Origin of the sequence: Mycoplasma sp. OR1901 (assembly GCF_013348745.1) — a bacterium.
GTDB lineage: Bacteria > Bacillota_I > Bacilli_A > Mycoplasmatales > Metamycoplasmataceae > Mycoplasmopsis.
Genome location: NZ_CP054666.1, coordinates 765,554 through 782,787 on the forward strand (window position 1 = coordinate 765,554; position 17,234 = coordinate 782,787).

Sequence of the window (17,234 nt, forward strand, 5' to 3'; positions counted from 1 at the left end):
TTTCCCTTTATATTTTTTACTCTCTTTTTCTCTATATATTTTTAATTACTCTGTTGGTTTATCAACTTCAAATGTGAATGTTTTTTCTTGTCCGTCAACAATAATTATGACTTCAAAACTTAATTTATCATCTTTTTTAACAATTGCGGTATATCTATTATTTTTATTATATTTTGGAGATCACTTAACATTTTCATTTTCTTTTATTAATTTTAAAATAATATTTTCTTCTTTTATTCCTCCGCCTTTTATTCCTCAAAATTTAGGATTATTTGCGTAATAAAATTGCATTTGTTTTTTTGAAACTTTATATACTTTTTTGAAATTTTCTGCGTCAAAATTAAAATATTTTTCTGCTTCTAGTTCAGCAACGGTTTTTGTATCGTTAATTTCTTGAGGTTTATCAACTCTTTCATTACCTGGTGTATTTGAACCATCATTTTTTTCGGTTGTAGGTTGAGTTCCGTTATTTTCTCCTGAAACAGAATCGCTATCAATACCTTGTTTTGAATCACTTTTTGGTGCTCCTGAACCATCGTTGGTATTTTCAGATACTGTAGGTGTTTCTTCATCCGATTTATTATCAGATGTTGTTTTAACATTAGTTTTTTCTTTACCTTCAGTTGTTTCGGTTTTTTCTTCAGTACTTTCTTCTTCTATTAATGTTCCTTCGTGTTCCTTTGAAGTTTGTTCTTTAGTTAAATCTACTTTATCTTTATCTTCTTGCGACAATGCATTTAATTTATCTATTTCTGGATTTGAAGTTTTTGTTGAATTATCAACTTGATTTTTAGGCTCTGCCGGTGCTTCTTCTACCGCATTATTAATTTCCCCGGTATTTTCTTCTTCTATTAATGTTTCTTGATGTTTACCCGGAGTTTGATCTTTAGTTAAGTCTACTTTATCTTTATCTTCTTGAGACAATGCATTTCATTTATCTATTTCCGGGTTTGTTGTTGTTGAATTACCATTTTGGTTTTGAGATTCTTCCGGATTATTTTCTGGTGTAGTTGAATTATCCGGATTTTCAATTTTTTTGATTTGTTCTATTTCATTTCCGAAAAGAATTTCGAAAGTTTCCGATAGAACTTCATTGTCTTTTTTAAATTTAACTACAACTACTCATTTTTTATTTTGATCATCTTTCGTAACTATAGATTTATGTGTTTGTTCATTTTTTCCAAAAAATTGAATATTTGTACCATTAACTCCATCTTTTAGAACAAAAATAACATTTTTAGGGTCATTACTCATTCCTTTTAAACCGTAAAATTTGAATGATTTATCAGAATCAGGCACATTAGTTCCTTGGTATCCTTGTAATAAAATTTCGTTTATTTTTTTTGACTTAATTTTTTCAATATTTTTTTTATAAAATTCAACAATAATATTTCTAAATTTTTCTTCGCTATCCAAAGTTAGAACTTTATCATCTTGCTCTTGACCTGTTCCTGGTGTTTCAGGTGTTGTGTTTGGGTTTTCTGGTGTTGTACCTGGAGTGTCAGGTGTTGCGTTTGTATCACCGCTGCTATTTTCAGTGTTATATTTTGCATCAATTTCAGCAATTTTTTCAATTTCGTTTCCAAACGAAACTTCTAAAGATTCTTTAACATCTTTGTTGTCTTTTTTGTATTTAACATTTATTATTCATTTTTTATTTTGCTCATCTTTTGTAACTGCTAATTCATCATCTTCTTTAATGAACTCAATGTTTGTACTATCTGTTCCTTCTTTTAAAACAAAAATAATGTTTTCTTCTTTTTGTGTCATTCCATCTAAACCATAAAATGGTAATCCATTATTTAAGTCCGCTCTTTTATCTCGATTATACCCTTGTAATAAAATTTTATTTGTTTCTAATCTGCCAGTTTTTATTTTTTCAATATTTTTTTGGTAATATTTAATAAGCATTTCTCTAAACTTATCTTCGTTAGTTAAAACAATAATTTTGCTTACTTGTTGTTCAGACTCAGTTCCTGATCCAACTTCTTTTTTCTCTTTATCTTCTTCATTTTTTAGTGCACCACATGATATTGCTAGTGGTAATCCAGCTAATAAGGTCCCTGAAAGTAGGAACATTTTTCTAAGCTTGAATTTATTTCTTAGTTTCATTTATTTAATTTCTCTCTTTCATTTACATATTTAATAATATATATGTAAATATTATATTAAAATATTAAGTAAATGGTGTTTTTATGCACGATTATGCACTTCAAAAAAACTTTTTTTCGATAAATTTTAAATAAAAAACTTAAAAAATGGAAACAAAACTTAAATTACAAGTAGTATTTGGCTTTAAATCCAACTTTTTAATTTTTATTTAAAAATTTTCATAAATTTTCTCAAAATAAAAATGATATTTATTTACTTCTTTAAAAAACAAAATGTTATATAATTATTTTACTAATTGTTTAATGGCACCATAGCCAAATGGCCAAGGCATGAGTCTGCAAAACTTTGATTACGGGTTCGAATCCCGTTGGTGCCTCCATAATTTAATTAAATTAGTAAGATTAAAATGCGCCCGTAGCTCAATTGGACAGAGTGTTAGGTTACGGCCCTAAAGGTTGCGGGTTCGACTCCTGCCGGGCGCGCCATTTGATTAAATTCACCAAATAAAGTTCTAAGCTTAATTGCTTAGATTTTTTAATAAGTTTTTTGCAGAAAAAAGATTGCTTACTAAATACTAAGCAATCTTTTTATCATTATTTTTTGTCCATTAATTGTATGAATAAATCACTAAGTTGACTCTCATCAACTCCTGAAGGAGCTTCAGTGAATAAGTCTTCATTTTTTGAATTTTTAGGGAATGCAATTACATCTCTAATTGTTTTATGTTTTGTAATTAACATGATAATACGGTCAATACCTAAACCAATTCCACAGTGTGGTGGAACACCATATTCTAGAGCTTTTAAGAAGAAACCAAATTTAGCTTCTTGTTGCTCTTTGGTTAAGTTGATTAAATCAAACATTTTTTCTTGAACATCTCTTTGGTGGATTCTAGCAGAACCAGAACCTAATTCAAATCCATTCATCACTAGATCATAACTTTTAGCTTTAATAGTAGACTTATCTAATTTATCTACCTCTTCTAAAGAATGATCAAATTGAGTGAATGGGTGATGAGCAGCTGCTCAAGAATCATTTTCTTCATCATATTCAAACATAGGGAATTTCACAACTCATTTGAAATTAAATTCATCATCGTTTGCTCAGTTGTATCATGAATTTAGTTCAACACGAAGTGCACCTAGTGCTTGAGAAGCGTTTTCATATTTATTAGCTACAATTAAATATGTTCCTTCTCGACTTTCTTGTGAAGCAATTAATTTATCAACTGATTCTTGCGCTTTTGTTGCAAAGTTTGTTGAAGCAATTTCACCATTTTCAACTACAAAGTAGAATAAAGCATTTGCTTTATTTTTCTTAGCAATTTCTTCTAATTTTTTATGGTCTTTTTTAGTAATTTTTTCATCAATTTTCAGCATTCTCACTGAATCTGCATTTGCAATAATTCCAAAATCACTTCCTTCAAAAAATTCTTTGATATCAACTATTTTATTTTCGAATCTAAAATCAGGTTTATCTGAACCATAATCTCTAATACATTGATCATATTCAACACGCTCAAAAGGTATTTTTAAATCTACATTTAATACTTTTTTGAATGCATATTGGAACATTTTTTCAATATGTGATTGGAAAGTTTCTACATCTAAGAAACTTGTTTCAATATCCAACTGAGTAAATTCTGGTTGACGATCTTTACGTGAATCTTCATCTCTAAAACAACGAGCAATTTGGAAGTATTTTTCAAACCCAGCAACCATAAGTAATTGTTTAAATAATTGCGGACTTTGTGGTAAAGCGTAGAAAGAACTATAGTTACGTGTAGGAACTAAGAAATCACGAGCCCCTTCTGGTGTAGCTTTTGATAAAATTGGAGTTTCAATTTCAGTAAAATCAATATTTTGTAAGTATTCTCTAATTGCAAAAATAAATTTATTTCTAATTGCAATTGTTTTTTGCATTATAGGTCTTCTTAAGTCTAAAAATCTGTATTTAAGTCTTAATTCTTCTTTAGTATCAATATCATCTCTTATTTGAAATGGTAACTGTTCTTTTGATAAAGATAGAACTTCGTGCTCTAAAACATTAATTTCAATATCACCGGTTTCTAAACTAGGATTTTTATCTTTTCTCTCAACAACGATACCTTTAACTTTTAAAACGCTTTCTTTATTAAAGTTGATATCACCTTTAAAAACTAATTGTGTTATACCGTATTTATCTCTTAAATCAACAAAACTTAATTCACCAAATTTACGCTTATTAGCAACTCAACCAAATAAAGTAACTTCTTTATTAATATCAGTTAATCTTAATTCATTATTTTTAATAGTTTTATTCATCTTTAAGTAAATTCTCCTCAATATAATTTTCAATATTATCAACATCTAAATCGGAAATATCACAATCCTCAATGAATCTAAGTAAATCAGCAATCCCTTGATTGTTGAAAGAAAATACAATTTTATCATTAGATAATAAGTTTTTAGCAGTTAATAAGTTTTCATCATTTTTAACATCATCAAAAATTAAAATACTTGCATTACGTTTTTTAGCTTTTTCAAAAACTTTTTTAGATTTTAAAGTAGAGTATTCAAAGTGAACATTATTTAGTACTTTTACTAGGTGTTTATATGTTAAGTCAAATAGTTGATTTTTAGTTTGTCCACCTAAAGAACTTGATACAAATATATCAACATAATTTAATTCTTCATTGAAATTTGTTCTCTCAACGTATTTGCTTCTGATAATGTCAATAATTCTATCAACACCCATTCCGAACCCAACACTTGATAATCCTTTTGGCCCGCCTAATTCATGAATTAGATTTGAATATCTACCACCACCAATTAGTGTTGATTGCGAACCAGACTCATCACTAGTTGACACTAATTCGAAAACTGTTTCATCATAATAGTCTAAACCACGAACAAGTTGTGGAGAAACTTCATATTCAATACCAAATCTATCTAAAGTATCTTTTAATTCGTCAAAATATTCTTTTGATTCATCAGTTAAGTAATCATAAATTTTAGGAGCATTTTTTACCACGTCTTTTTTAGAATCGTTTTTATCATCTAAAATTCTTAAAACTTTACCAGATAAAACTCTTTTTTGAGAAACTTCACTTAACTCGTCTAAATATTTATTAAAGTATTCTGCTAATGCTACTTCGTATTTTTTACGTGATTCTAAATCACCAATTGTATTAAGTAAAATTTTGTGTTCAACTTCTAAATAATCTAAAACTTCATGTGCTACTATTATTGCTTCCGCGTCTTTTAAATAACTTTTTTCACCAACGTGTTCAATACCAGCCTGATAAAATTGACGATATCTACCTTTTTGTGGTTGTTCATATCTAAACATAGGTTGAATATATGCAAATTTTTGTATAGTTTCTTGTTGTCATTTATTTTCAATATAAGAACGAACAAAAGGTGCAGTCCCTTCTGGACGTAATGCTATTTCACGGTCAGATTTATCCTTAAATTCATATATTTCTTTATTAACTATTTCAGATTCTTGCATTGAACGAACAAATAGATTTTTATACTCAATAATTGGTGTCTCGATAAAGTTAAAACCATGTTTAATAACTATATCTTCGAATATTAAAGTAATCATGTGTTTTATATCAAATTCTAAGAAGTTATAATCTTTTGTACCTTTGATTTTATTAATCATTTTTCTCCTTTAATAAATTAAATTTATGGTGAATTTAATTTATATATATTTTATATTATTTTGTTTTAAAAAATATTAAATAAACAATATTAAAATAAAGGATCTATACTTAAAATAGATCTTTAATTATTTGAATATTTTTTACCTAAAATAGAATTAATTGTTTCTTGATTTGGGCTTTTAACTAAAAAAGTTCCGGCAACACATGCGTCAGCACCTTTTTTAAATGCTTGCGGTCCTGTTAGATCATTAATTCCGCCATCAACTTGTATTAAAAAATCATAGAAATTTTGTAGTCTTATATTTTTTAATTGTGATATTTTAACAAGTGAAGAATCGATGAATTTTTGACCACCTTTACCAGGTTCAACTGACATTACTAACACTAAAGCTAATCTATCTAAAAATTCTTCAATAACATCAATTGGTGTATCAGGTTTAATAGCTAAACCAATTTTTAATTCATGTTTATTTTTTGTTAAAAAATCATTAAATTTATCTAAATCATTTTCAATAGCTTCATAATGAAAAGTTAATATATCAACATCATTTTTTAGTTGTTCTACATAATCATAAGGGTTAACAACCATTAAATGAGCATCTTTCATATGATGTTTTGCATTTTTATTAATATTTTTAATTTCCTCAACTGTAATTGCTGTATTTTCAACAAATTTACCATCCATTACGTCATAATGAATTCATTTTATACCTTCATCGATTAATGTGTTAGCCATCTGTAATCTCTCTTCAGGTTTTACATTTAAAAGGCTTGGTGTAACATATTTTTTCATTTTTCTCCTTTATTTAATTTCGTTTTGTAATTTTAAATAATTATCATATCTTTCTTTAGTTATTTTTACTTCGTCTATATTTTGTTTAACTGCACAATCTTTAAAATTCTCATTTATATGTAAACAACTTCTGTATTTACATGTTTTCGCAAGTTCTCTAAAAACTTTATAGCTTTGAGCTAATTCAATTGATGATAAATTTAAATTTAATGATGAGAAACCGGGTGTATCAATTAAAAAACCTTCTTGAAGCGGTATAGCACGAACTTCTCTAGTAGTATGTTTACCCCTTCCAAGAGATTTTGAAATAATATTTGTTTCAAAATTAAAACCACCTAAATTATTAATTGTAGTAGTTTTACCAACTCCACTTTGACCCATGAAAACAGAATATTTATTTCTAAATAAATCATTAAATTCTTTTATATTTAAATTATTATTGTCAACTAAAATAACTTTGTATCCCATGTTTTCATAAATATTTTTATATTTTTTAGACTCATCTAAATCTAAATCACTTTTAGTGATGCATAAAATAGGTTCAATATTTTCATTTTCAATGATTGACATATATTTATCTACTAAAAAAGTACTAAATTGCGGCTCTTTAATAGACATAAAAATAAAAATAGTGTCAATGTTAGCAACTTTAGGTCTAATTAATTCGTTTTTTCTCTCTAAAATATCTACAACTTGGTTTTCTTTAACCACAACTATATCACCAACAACAGGACTTTTCCCTTGATACCTTAATTTACCAGCCGCAGGAAGCTTAATGATTTGATCATGCTTGTATAATTCATAAATTCCTGCTACTATTCCGTGTACTATAAATTTTTGCATATTAAATTAATTTTCAAACTTTCAATAAAATTACAACAACTAAAATAGATACGGTGATAAGCAATAACGAAATTCCTAAAAATATTGGAGAATTTATAAATCCTTCAATAGTTCTTTTTGGTTTTATGGTTTTAATAGAAATTAATTTTTCAATTTTTCTTTCATCATTTAAAGAAGTTTTGACATCATTTCTAAATTCTCAAACATCTTTATATCTATCATTTGGATTTTTTGCAGTAGCTTTAATTATTATATTTCTTACCGAGTTAGGCATGGCAACAAATTTATTTGGTTCAGGGAATTCTTTATCTCTGTGCATAACTATTGTTTCAACATCACTTTTTCCGGAAAAAGGATAATGACCAGTAATCATTTCAAAATATAGAATTCCTAAACTATAAATGTCCACTGCTTTTGTTTTTTTCAAGTTAGCATTTAAGAATTCTGGAGCAGCATAATAAGGCGAGCAAACAACTGAATTTTCACGAGTTAATTTTTTTGTATCTTGAGAGACGGAGATACCTAAGTCTAAAATTTTAACATCATGATCTTTTGAAATCATAATATTTTGAGATTTTAAATCTCTATGAATTATATTTCTAGAATGCAACTCTCCTAAAGTTTCGGCAACTTGTCTAATATAATTATTTGCTAGACCAATTGTTAGTCTCTTAGTTTTTTTAAGTATTGAATATAATGTATCACCATCAATGTATTCCATTACATAATAACACTCAAATTCATCTTCGTAATTTTCAATAATTCTAGGGATGTGTTTATGATTTATCTTTTTAAGTAAATTCACTTCATTTTTAAATCTTTCTCTAGAAACCGGATTACCGTTGTTATTTAAAAATTTCAATGCATACGAAGTTGAATCATCACTATTTTTCAATCTCACTTGAAAAACAGAACCCATACCACCATTACCAATCGATCTTATAATTTTATATTTTTCATTAATTTTAGACTCTGGTCTAATACCAGTCCTTTTAATTGTTTGATTGTCATTATTATTCATTTTCAGCCTCAAAATCTAGTAATACTAAACTCATATTGTCATCTGACTCATTAATCTTTGCTTTTTCCAATAATTTACTAGAAATAATTTTTAAATCACTATATTTTTTCAAAATAGATTCAATGTCATTTTTATCCACATAATCATGTAAACCATCAGAAGTTAATATTATTTTTTTGATTATTTCAACCTTGTTAGCGTCAAATTCAAAAAATTGAACGGTTGTTGAAACATTTCTACCGACACTACTTGTTAAATATTTTCACTTATAATCAAATTCTAAATTTGCGTCTGTTTTAATTTCTTTAAGAATTAAATTTCCATAATTTTGATCCTCAGTAACTTGAGTAAGATTTCCAAAAGTATCTAAAAAATAAGCTCTAGAGTCACCGATATTAAAAACATATATTTTATTTTCACTTTTAATATATAAAGCACCTACTAAAGTTGTACCCATATTAGATTTGGAAGGATCTAATTTGGCAATATTATTAAATTCAATTTTAACCTTATTTATTGTTTCAATAAAAAACTTTTTAGTTTCAACTGAGTTAATATATTTAAAATAATTTATAAAGTTTGTTTTTAGTGTAGTTATAGTAACTGCTGACGCAATTTCTCCAAAGTCATGTCCGCCCATACCATCGCACAAAATAGCAAAAGTGAAGTATTCATTCTCGAATACTTCCACTTTATCTTCATTATTTTCTCGAACATTTCCTTTTTCACTAATTGAAAAATATTCTCTAATCAAGTTCTAACTCCTTATGTAATAATTCTCTAATTTCATTAGCAGCTCTTTCAGGAATATCGTTAATTATTTTGTATTTGTAAAGTTCATCGGCTTCTAACACTTCTATTTCAGCTTTTTGTAATCTATCTTTTAAGGTTTTAGAATTTTCTGAACCACGAATTAAAATTCTTCTTCTAAGATCTTCCATTGAAGGAGGAGCAACAAAAATTGTAATTAATTTATATTTATTATTGAAAGGAGGATGTGATAATTTTTTTATCACTTGTCTAACACCTGTTGTTTCAATTTCTAACATAGGTGTTTTGTTTTTACTATGTATCTTATCTAATTCTGAATATAAAGTACCATAATAGTTATTTAAATGATAAGAAAATTCAATAAATTTACGATTTTTAATCTTGTCTCTAAAAGTATCCACGTCAAGAAAATAATAGTGAACTCCATTTAATTCACCATTTCTAGGTTTTCTAGTTGTTGCAGAACATGATAGAGATAAATTTAACTCGTCAAATTCAAATAACAACCTTTCAATCGTTCCTTTTCCAACTCCGCTAGGCCCTGAAAAGATAATAATCGGGCTCAATTTATTATTATTTTTCTTATTCATATTTCTATAATTATAACATTTTTATAAAATAAAAAAGATGAAAAATTAATTGATATTTCTTTTTAATAAAGCATTATTTTTCAATAGATTTTAACATTAAAATTATTAAAAAAATTCAACAAATGTTGAATTTAAATATTGCTATTATTTATTTGAATTTTTTAATACAAATTCATCTAAACGAGAACGTTTTCTAGCACCTTTGTTTTTGTGGAAAACACCTTTAGATACTGCTTTAGCAATAACTTGGTGTGCTTGTTTAACAAATTCACTAGCTTTAGCATCGTTAGCTAAAACAGCTTCTCTAGCTTTACGTATAGCTGTTTTAACACGTGATTTCATAGCTGCATTTTTAACTCTAGCAGCTTCCATCTTAGCTATACTTTTGATTTTAGATTTAATATTTGCCATATCGAATCCCCCTTTTTCTATTTTTTTGAAAAATCTTTTATATTATATTAAATTTTTTAAATAAATAAATTAATTCTCAAAATTTATGTGCTATACTTTCATATGCAATAGCTGATAGCTGCCTTTTATTAGGTAGAGGAAAGTCCGTGCTAGCACCAACTGCGATGTTGGTAGTGATCACGTTAAGCCCAATAAGCTTAAGCCTAGACGACTAGTGCCACAGAGACGAGAATTGTGAAACGCGGTAAACTCCGTGAGCTAGAAACCCAAATTTGGTAGGGGAATCGCAAATAGAAAATGAACAATTTTGCGAAGTATATCTTTAATGATATATTAGATAAATTATCAGCACTTTTTTAAAGTACAGAACACGGCTTATTTTGCGAAAACACTCATTTTTTGGGTGTTTTTTTATTTTTTTAGTTTAGGTCTATTAAATAAATATATTTATTTAAATAAAATATTTAAACTTTTTATCTTTAAGTTATTTTTTGCTTTTTTTGTTGTTTTTTTTCGTCATTATAATACAATTAAGGATATAAAAAAATGTAAAGGAACTAATGGAGAATTTTAAGAACTTTTTTTCAATAAAAAATATAAAAAAGATATCAATTTTATTTGGTCTTATTGGAGCAGCAATAACCATAACAACAATAACAATTTTAAAGGTAAATAAAAAATATAAACCTGCCTTTTATAACTATAAATCATATATAAACGAGTCATTAATAGATAAATTTAACGAAAAATTTGAATACAAAACATTTAATGAGGTTAGTGAATTTACTGCAGCATTAAATAATTTTAAAGTCGCAGCAGGTATAGGTAGTGATTTTCAAGCGATCACTTTAATAAAAAAAGGTTTAATTCAACCAATTAATTTTAGTAAATTACTAAAACTACAAATTAAAAATGATGAAGAATTAAAAAATATTTTGAAAAAAATATATACTCCAGATGTTTTTAAACATTTAGAATCATATGATGATCAATTACTTGAAGATGCTTACGGTAATAAATTTGAAAAACCTAAGCATTTATGAAAATATTTTGTTCCTTACTATGCACAAGATGGAATTATAGCTTATAATCCGTTGAAAAACAATAATAACATACTTAATAAAGATGATTTTACAAAAAATAATATTTATGACAATAGTATTTCTAATGTTTTAGATACAATATCTAAAAATAACTATAAAGATTTAGTTATAACAGATGCCGTAAGAGTTAATATGTTGTACGGTTCAACAGAACAAAAAAATGATAGTAAAATCAACGAAAACAACTATAAACAATCAATAAATGATTTTATTAATACAATCGAAAATTCTACTAACACTAGCATTTCAAGCGGTAATTATATTTCATTTAATTCTGATGGACAAGGAATTATAGCATCATTATTAGATAAAAAACGTATAGATGTAAATGCTGCAATTATGTATAATGGTGATGCATTAGATGCCTATTACTCAGAAGGAAATGGCTTCACAATTTATGATAATGAACAGAAGAAAGAAATCGAAATACCAAACGGAACAATACAAACAATAAAATTTAAAAATAATATCTTGTTGGTTGATGGTTTAGTTGTAGCAAAAGGTATAAATAGTTCACTTGAAGATGATTTATACTCAACTTTAAATAGCACAATTTATAACGATATGGCAGCAGCATATAATAACACAACTATCGAGCACTATCAGTTAAAAATGTATGATGAATACTTAAATAATTTATATAGAGACAAAATAATAACTGATTATAATAATAAAAATTTAAGAGGTGTTTTAAAATTCGATGAGTTTAAATCTGAACTAAGGGATATTTACTTAAAGGGTTTAAAACAGGAATTCAATAACGATATATTAAAATCATTCAACGAATATGTAATGAATAAATTTAATAATGATGAAACATTAAAAGATTCATTATTTGAAACACTAGATTCATCTATTAGTGATGAAGAAAAAATAGACCAAATTTCATTTAAACTTTCACACATTGATTTTCTTAATGAAAAATACTATGAATTTTTAGAGGACAAATATCCTAATTACGTGAATTTTGATTTTATAAACTATACTCCAACAAATATAGCTGAATATGAGTTAATTAAACGTAATTATTTTGTAAATGATGATAATACTTTTGATTATAAAGCTTTAGAAATTTATCAAATTAGCGATCAAGACGGATCAATTGTCCATAATTCAATAAATGGAGTAGACGATAAATTAGATTCTCTTTTAACTACATATTACTATTCAAAAATTAAACATTAATCAATTAAAAAAACCAAAATACATTACAGTTATGTATTTTGGTTTTTAAATAAATTATTTTCCGAATTTAAAGTGACAAATATCACCATCTTGCATTATATATTGTTTACCTTCTTGGCGCATTTTACCAGCGTTTTTAGCACCTTGTTCACCACCATATTTTATATAATCTTCATATGAAATAACTTCCGCTTTTATGAATTTCTTTTCAAAATCGGTATGGATTACACCAGCACATTTTGGAGCTTCTCAACCTTTGTGGTACACTCAAGCTCTTGCTTCAATTTTACCTGCAGTAAAATATGTTTCTAAATTTAGTAAATCGAAAGCTTCTTTAGTTAATAAATCTAAACCACTTCTTTTGATTCCGTACATTTCTAAAAGTTCATTTTTTTCATTTTCATCTTCAATAGCAACAAGGTCTGATTCGATTTGAACTGAAATAGGAATTATTTTTTCATCATCTTTTAATGATGATTTTAATTGTAAAAATAATTCATCATTTTGATAGTCCATAAATTGCTCATTACCTAAATTAGCTACGTAAATTATAGGTTTAAATGTTAATAAGTGATATCCTTTAATGAATTTAGCTTCTTTTTCATCTAATTCAACATCTCTTGCCGGGATATTAGCAAGTAGTGCTTCTTTTACTTTGTTAGCTGCATTTTGTTCAGTTATCGCATCTTTATCACCAGATTTTGCTTTTTTAGCAACCCTATCTAATACCTTTGTAATTGTTTCATAATCAGCTAAAATTAACTCATAATTAATGATTTCTTTATCTCTAACTGGATCAACAGAATTAGCAACGTGCATAATTCTTTTATCATCAAAACATCTAATAACATGTATGATCGCATCGACTTCTCTTATGTTAGCTAAAAACTTATTACCTAAACCATCACCTTTTGACGCACCTTTAACAAGACCTGCGATATCAACAAAGTCAAAAGTTGCTCAAACAATTTTATCGGGGTTAATTAATTTTGCAATTTCTTGTAATCTTGGATCAATTAATGGAACTGAAGAAACATTTGGTTCAATTGTAGTAAACGCATAATTAGATGCTTCGACTTTCTTTTTTGTAATAGCACTAAATAAAGTACTTTTTCCTACGTTTGGTAAACCTACTATACCTGCTTTTAATGACATATTTCTCCTTTAAATTGTGTATTTTATAAAATTTATATAATTATATCAAAATAATAAATAATACGGCACTATAAAGGAGTAACTAAACTTTAAAAATTAATAAAATAATATAAAAATATATTTTTAAATAAAAAAACATTAGAATAAAAAGTTGCAAATACATCATTACTTATGTTTTTTTATACCTTATATAAGCATTTTAAAAAATGATTTATAAATAAATTAGTATAATTAAAACATGAATGAAAAAATTTTAAAAAATTGATATAGCTTATATCACAATGAATCAATTTTTTATAGCACTTACGAAGAATTTAAAAACAAATTTCAAGAACAAGAAACAAATGGACTCGATAATTTAAAACAACCTAAAACTACTATTTATGGTATTGAATTTGATACAGATAATATTTTAGGTTTGAATAACTTTAATCTTTTTACAGTGTTAGCTATAACTGATATTTTTTGTACTAATTTAAGAAAAAATAATAGAAAAATTTTAGTCGGAAAAAGTAAATATATTGATAATAAACTTTTAGATAGTATGATTAAAATTGCTAATAAAAATAGCGCAGAAATATTTACTTATAACACCGAAGAAATTAACGAATTTATAATACTAAATACACTTAAAGGAATGAATATTAAGTATTCAATTTTGCTTGATTATAATCCTGTTAACAATAAATACTATATAAAAATATACAATTCAAATGAACTAATTTCATTAGAAGAACAAAATATAATAATAGAAAGTTTAAACGATTTTAATAAATTATTAATTCTTAATCACAACACAGATTCAACAGTGTTAAATATAGAGAAATTATTCAGTTTAATTGATAAAAAAAATATTCAGCCACAATTGATGAAGTTTAAAAATATATATAAAAAACCTCAATTTCACGTTCAAACTTTAATTAGTAATAAGCAAGATAATTATATTATTACTCAGATGTTATCAAATGTTGGTTTTAAGGTATCCAAGTTACAAAGTGGTTTATCTAAAAATATAATTAATGATATTAACTTTTATAATTTATATAAACTATTTAACACTTCAACTTATAAAGCCGATTTAATTATAATTCTAGACCAAAATAGCAACTTAAACATAATAGTTCGTGTTAAAAATAGTTATATTAAGTTATCTGAAGATGAATTAATATACCTTTATATTAATTATAGTTTCCTAAAGTGAAAGAAAAACGGAGAAATTATATATAAAAATATTTTCTTACCTCACGATGTATCATCTAACATATTAAACTTAATGAATATGTATTCAATTTCTTATAAATTTGAAAATGAATTAAAACCTAAAGATGTTTTATTAGCTTATAATAAAAATAAATTTTCTACATCAAATAGCTATAATTTAAATTTAGAAAATTTTGATTTTATATTTAACTTTTGTTTAATGCTATATGATTACAAAATAAATAATAATTTATTTGCGTACAAGTACAAAAAAATGTTAGATGATAATTCCAATATATTAATAAAAAATTACGCATATAAAACAACTTTAGATAAATCAATTTTAATAGCACAAAAAATAATGAATGAAGCGAAAATTTCAAAGAAATTTCATTTTGAAAAATTAGAATACATTAATGTTGATGTTCCTGATTTTTGTTACTTAATTAAAGGGCTTATAACAAGTAAAAATAAGATTAATATTTTTACTCTTACCTATGACAAATCAAAACAAAAAATGAATTTTAAAGTTGAAATAAAACATAATAATAAATGAATAACAAAAATAAGTAATTATTTTTATAACAAGAAACTTCAAAGAAACTTAAATAAATTTATAAAAAAATTAACTTAATATAAAAACCCCTGAATCCTTATTTAGATTCAGGGGTTTACTATACTTAACTAGTTTTTTTATTGCTTAATCCTAATACTTTATATCAGAATTTAAATATTAAAATAGGCAATCCTACTCCAATTAAAACAATAACAAAATTTAATAATAATTTAATATCTAAATTATTACCTTTATAGAAAAATGGGTGGAAGAAATCTAAAAATGAATAAATCACAATCCCTCCTTCTTTGTTGTATTTTAAATAATATGTGCTTATAAATAAAATAAACGCAAATCCAAAATAAACAAAAACATAAATTAAAGTCATATATTTATCTTTTGAAGGTATTTTTAACTTATCCTTTCAAATGTAGGCAAAAATGAACATGATAAGTGGATTAATTAAGTGTGTATGTAATGACTTATATGACTCAAAAATATTATTTCAGTTACTTGATCATGAAATTAAACCTCAGTAGACTAAAAAAGTAATTGAAATTAATACTATAGAGTGAAAGAATAACCTTCTAATCACATGTTTTTGACTAAAACACATTAATAGTAGTGTTATTAGACTAAAATAGTTTGTTAAATTAGTGAAATAAAAAAGTTGTGAATACCTTAAGAAAAAAGTCTCAAGGTTAAAATGCGTAATCTTTTTATTTGGATCTGGATCTTTAAATAAAATCATTGAAGTTAGTATTAGTCCCGTTGTAATCGCGAGTAATACCAAACTAACAACAAGTGTCACAATTTTGCGACAATTTGGTTTATCTTTAAATATTTTTTTCATAATTAACTATTATATAGTTAATACAAAAAAATAAAGCTTTTTTGCTTTATTTTTTTCGTTTGGAAGTTTGCTGCGAAATTTGTCTTTTTAAATCAAAATCAGTGCGATATAAATAATCATCAATAGCTTCTGCTAAACCATTTTGTTCAACACTTGATGTATGTAATTTTGCAAATTGGATTGAATAATCATCAATATTAGCCATAGCATAAGAATAATCAGTCATTTCAAACATAGAAATATCATTTTGGCTATCTCCTATAGCCATTGTTGTTTTAACATCTGTATCAAAAATATTATCACATAATCATTTCATTCCAGTACCTTTAGAAACACCGGGTTTAGTAATTTCAATATGTGAAACTAAATAAACAATATTTAAATTAATTTTCATTTCTAAAGCTTTGTCATAAAATTCTTTTAACTTATCTTTGTCACCATATAATTCGATTTTATGTAAATCATTTGGTATTTCACCAGTTAAAATTCAATCTTCATATTCACAAAATTCGGTTATAAATTTAAGAAATTCAGGTGTAGGGTCTTTTAAGAAATATCTATTGTCACCAAAGTAGTATAAAGATACACCCACTTCATCCGCTAAATCTCAAATTTTCTTAGCTTCAGTAGTATCGATATATTCAATATTCAATACTTTTTTCTCTAAATTATCATAAATAAGTGCACCGTTTGAACAAACAATGTAACGAGAACTCATTTGATCAGCTAACCTTTGTATTTTTTGGTATGGAGCATTACCTGTATTTATTACAAATTCAACTCCCTTTTCTTTAATTTCTGCTGCTTTATCAATATTTACTTGTGATAAAACTTTTCCAGGAAACGGATAAATTGTTCCGTCTACGTCACTAAAAATTACTCATTTTTTCATAATTTAAATTATACTAAACTTTAAAATATTAATAAAAAAATAAGCCTTTTAAATCATTTTTTTATTAATATAATAGTTATATTTATAACTTTAATATAGT

The 17,234-nt window shown here is 25.6% G+C and carries 14 protein-coding genes, 2 tRNA genes and 1 other RNA gene; 5 read left to right on the forward strand and 12 right to left on the reverse strand.

Annotated elements, in window-relative coordinates:
- Nucleotides 1-45 precede the first annotated feature (45 nt).
- Nucleotides 46-2,112, reverse strand: a complete 2,067-nt coding sequence (locus HTZ87_RS02630; RefSeq protein ID WP_174893014.1) for a hypothetical protein — start codon at nt 2,110-2,112, stop codon at nt 46-48.
- A gap of 304 nt (nt 2,113-2,416) precedes the next feature.
- Between HTZ87_RS02630 and HTZ87_RS02635 the strand changes: the two genes are divergently transcribed.
- Together HTZ87_RS02635 and HTZ87_RS02640 are read left to right on the forward strand one after the other, a co-directional pair.
- Nucleotides 2,417-2,491, forward strand: a tRNA-Cys gene (locus HTZ87_RS02635).
- 29 nt (nt 2,492-2,520) lie between these two features.
- Nucleotides 2,521-2,597 (forward strand) — tRNA-Arg (locus tag HTZ87_RS02640).
- A 108-nt stretch (nt 2,598-2,705) separates the two neighbouring features.
- Here HTZ87_RS02640 and aspS read toward each other — a convergent pair.
- The 8 genes from aspS to rpsT form a co-directional block, all read right to left on the reverse strand.
- Nucleotides 2,706-4,415: an aspartate--tRNA ligase gene (gene aspS, locus HTZ87_RS02645; protein WP_174893015.1), complete on the reverse strand. Its 1,710-nt coding sequence runs from the start codon at nt 4,413-4,415 to the stop codon at nt 2,706-2,708.
- Nucleotides 4,408-5,760 carry a histidine--tRNA ligase gene (hisS, locus tag HTZ87_RS02650; RefSeq protein ID WP_174893016.1) on the reverse strand — a complete coding sequence of 451 codons (1,353 nt, stop codon included), beginning with the start codon at nt 5,758-5,760 and terminating at the stop codon, nt 4,408-4,410. The genes aspS and hisS overlap by 8 nt, the downstream gene beginning before the upstream one ends.
- A gap of 122 nt (nt 5,761-5,882) precedes the next feature.
- A complete protein-coding gene (locus HTZ87_RS02655) occupies nt 5,883-6,554 on the reverse strand; it encodes a ribulose-phosphate 3-epimerase (RefSeq protein ID WP_174893017.1) in 672 nt (223 codons plus the stop codon).
- A gap of 9 nt (nt 6,555-6,563) precedes the next feature.
- Nucleotides 6,564-7,397, reverse strand: coding sequence for a ribosome small subunit-dependent GTPase A (gene rsgA / locus HTZ87_RS02660; protein WP_174893018.1), 834 nt, complete (start codon nt 7,395-7,397; stop codon nt 6,564-6,566).
- A gap of 1 nt (nt 7,398) precedes the next feature.
- A complete protein-coding gene (locus HTZ87_RS02665; protein ID WP_174893019.1) occupies nt 7,399-8,418 on the reverse strand; it encodes a serine/threonine-protein kinase in 1,020 nt (339 codons plus the stop codon).
- Nucleotides 8,411-9,172, reverse strand: a complete 762-nt coding sequence (locus tag HTZ87_RS02670) for a PP2C family serine/threonine-protein phosphatase (protein ID WP_174893020.1) — start codon at nt 9,170-9,172, stop codon at nt 8,411-8,413. The genes HTZ87_RS02665 and HTZ87_RS02670 overlap by 8 nt, the downstream gene beginning before the upstream one ends.
- Nucleotides 9,165-9,779 (reverse strand): guanylate kinase, encoded by a 615-nt coding sequence (gmk, locus tag HTZ87_RS02675; protein ID WP_174893021.1) that lies wholly within the window; start codon nt 9,777-9,779, stop codon nt 9,165-9,167. The genes HTZ87_RS02670 and gmk overlap by 8 nt, the downstream gene beginning before the upstream one ends.
- Nucleotides 9,780-9,923: 144 nt before the next feature.
- Entirely contained in the window at nt 9,924-10,190 is a 267-nt protein-coding gene (rpsT, locus tag HTZ87_RS02680) for a 30S ribosomal protein S20 (RefSeq protein ID WP_174893022.1), read from the reverse strand.
- 102 nt (nt 10,191-10,292) lie between these two features.
- On the opposite strand from rpsT, the gene rnpB reads away from it, so the two are divergent.
- Both rnpB and HTZ87_RS02690 read left to right on the forward strand, forming a co-directional pair.
- Nucleotides 10,293-10,573: RNase P RNA component class B (gene rnpB, locus HTZ87_RS02685), an RNA gene on the forward strand.
- Between the two features lie 177 nt (nt 10,574-10,750).
- A complete protein-coding gene (locus HTZ87_RS02690; protein ID WP_174893023.1) occupies nt 10,751-12,478 on the forward strand; it encodes a hypothetical protein in 1,728 nt (575 codons plus the stop codon).
- Nucleotides 12,479-12,532: 54 nt separating this feature from the next.
- On the opposite strand, the gene ychF is transcribed toward HTZ87_RS02690, so the two are convergent.
- Entirely contained in the window at nt 12,533-13,633 is a 1,101-nt protein-coding gene (gene ychF / locus HTZ87_RS02695; protein ID WP_174893024.1) for a redox-regulated ATPase YchF, read from the reverse strand.
- A gap of 238 nt (nt 13,634-13,871) precedes the next feature.
- Here ychF and HTZ87_RS02700 point away from each other — a divergent pair, with 238 nt between their 5' ends.
- Nucleotides 13,872-15,467 (forward strand): MAG5620 family putative phospho-sugar mutase, encoded by a 1,596-nt coding sequence (locus HTZ87_RS02700; protein WP_174893025.1) that lies wholly within the window; start codon nt 13,872-13,874, stop codon nt 15,465-15,467.
- A 46-nt stretch (nt 15,468-15,513) separates the two neighbouring features.
- Here the strand turns inward: HTZ87_RS02700 and HTZ87_RS02705 are convergent, their stop codons facing one another.
- The gene (locus HTZ87_RS02705) at nt 15,514-16,242 is read right to left on the reverse strand and encodes an MAGa3780 family membrane protein (RefSeq protein WP_174893026.1); all 729 of its coding nucleotides are present in this window, start codon (nt 16,240-16,242) and stop codon (nt 15,514-15,516) included.
- Between the two features lie 46 nt (nt 16,243-16,288).
- The gene (locus HTZ87_RS02710) at nt 16,289-17,134 is read right to left on the reverse strand and encodes a Cof-type HAD-IIB family hydrolase (protein WP_174893027.1); all 846 of its coding nucleotides are present in this window, start codon (nt 17,132-17,134) and stop codon (nt 16,289-16,291) included.
- Nucleotides 17,135-17,234 lie beyond the last annotated feature (100 nt).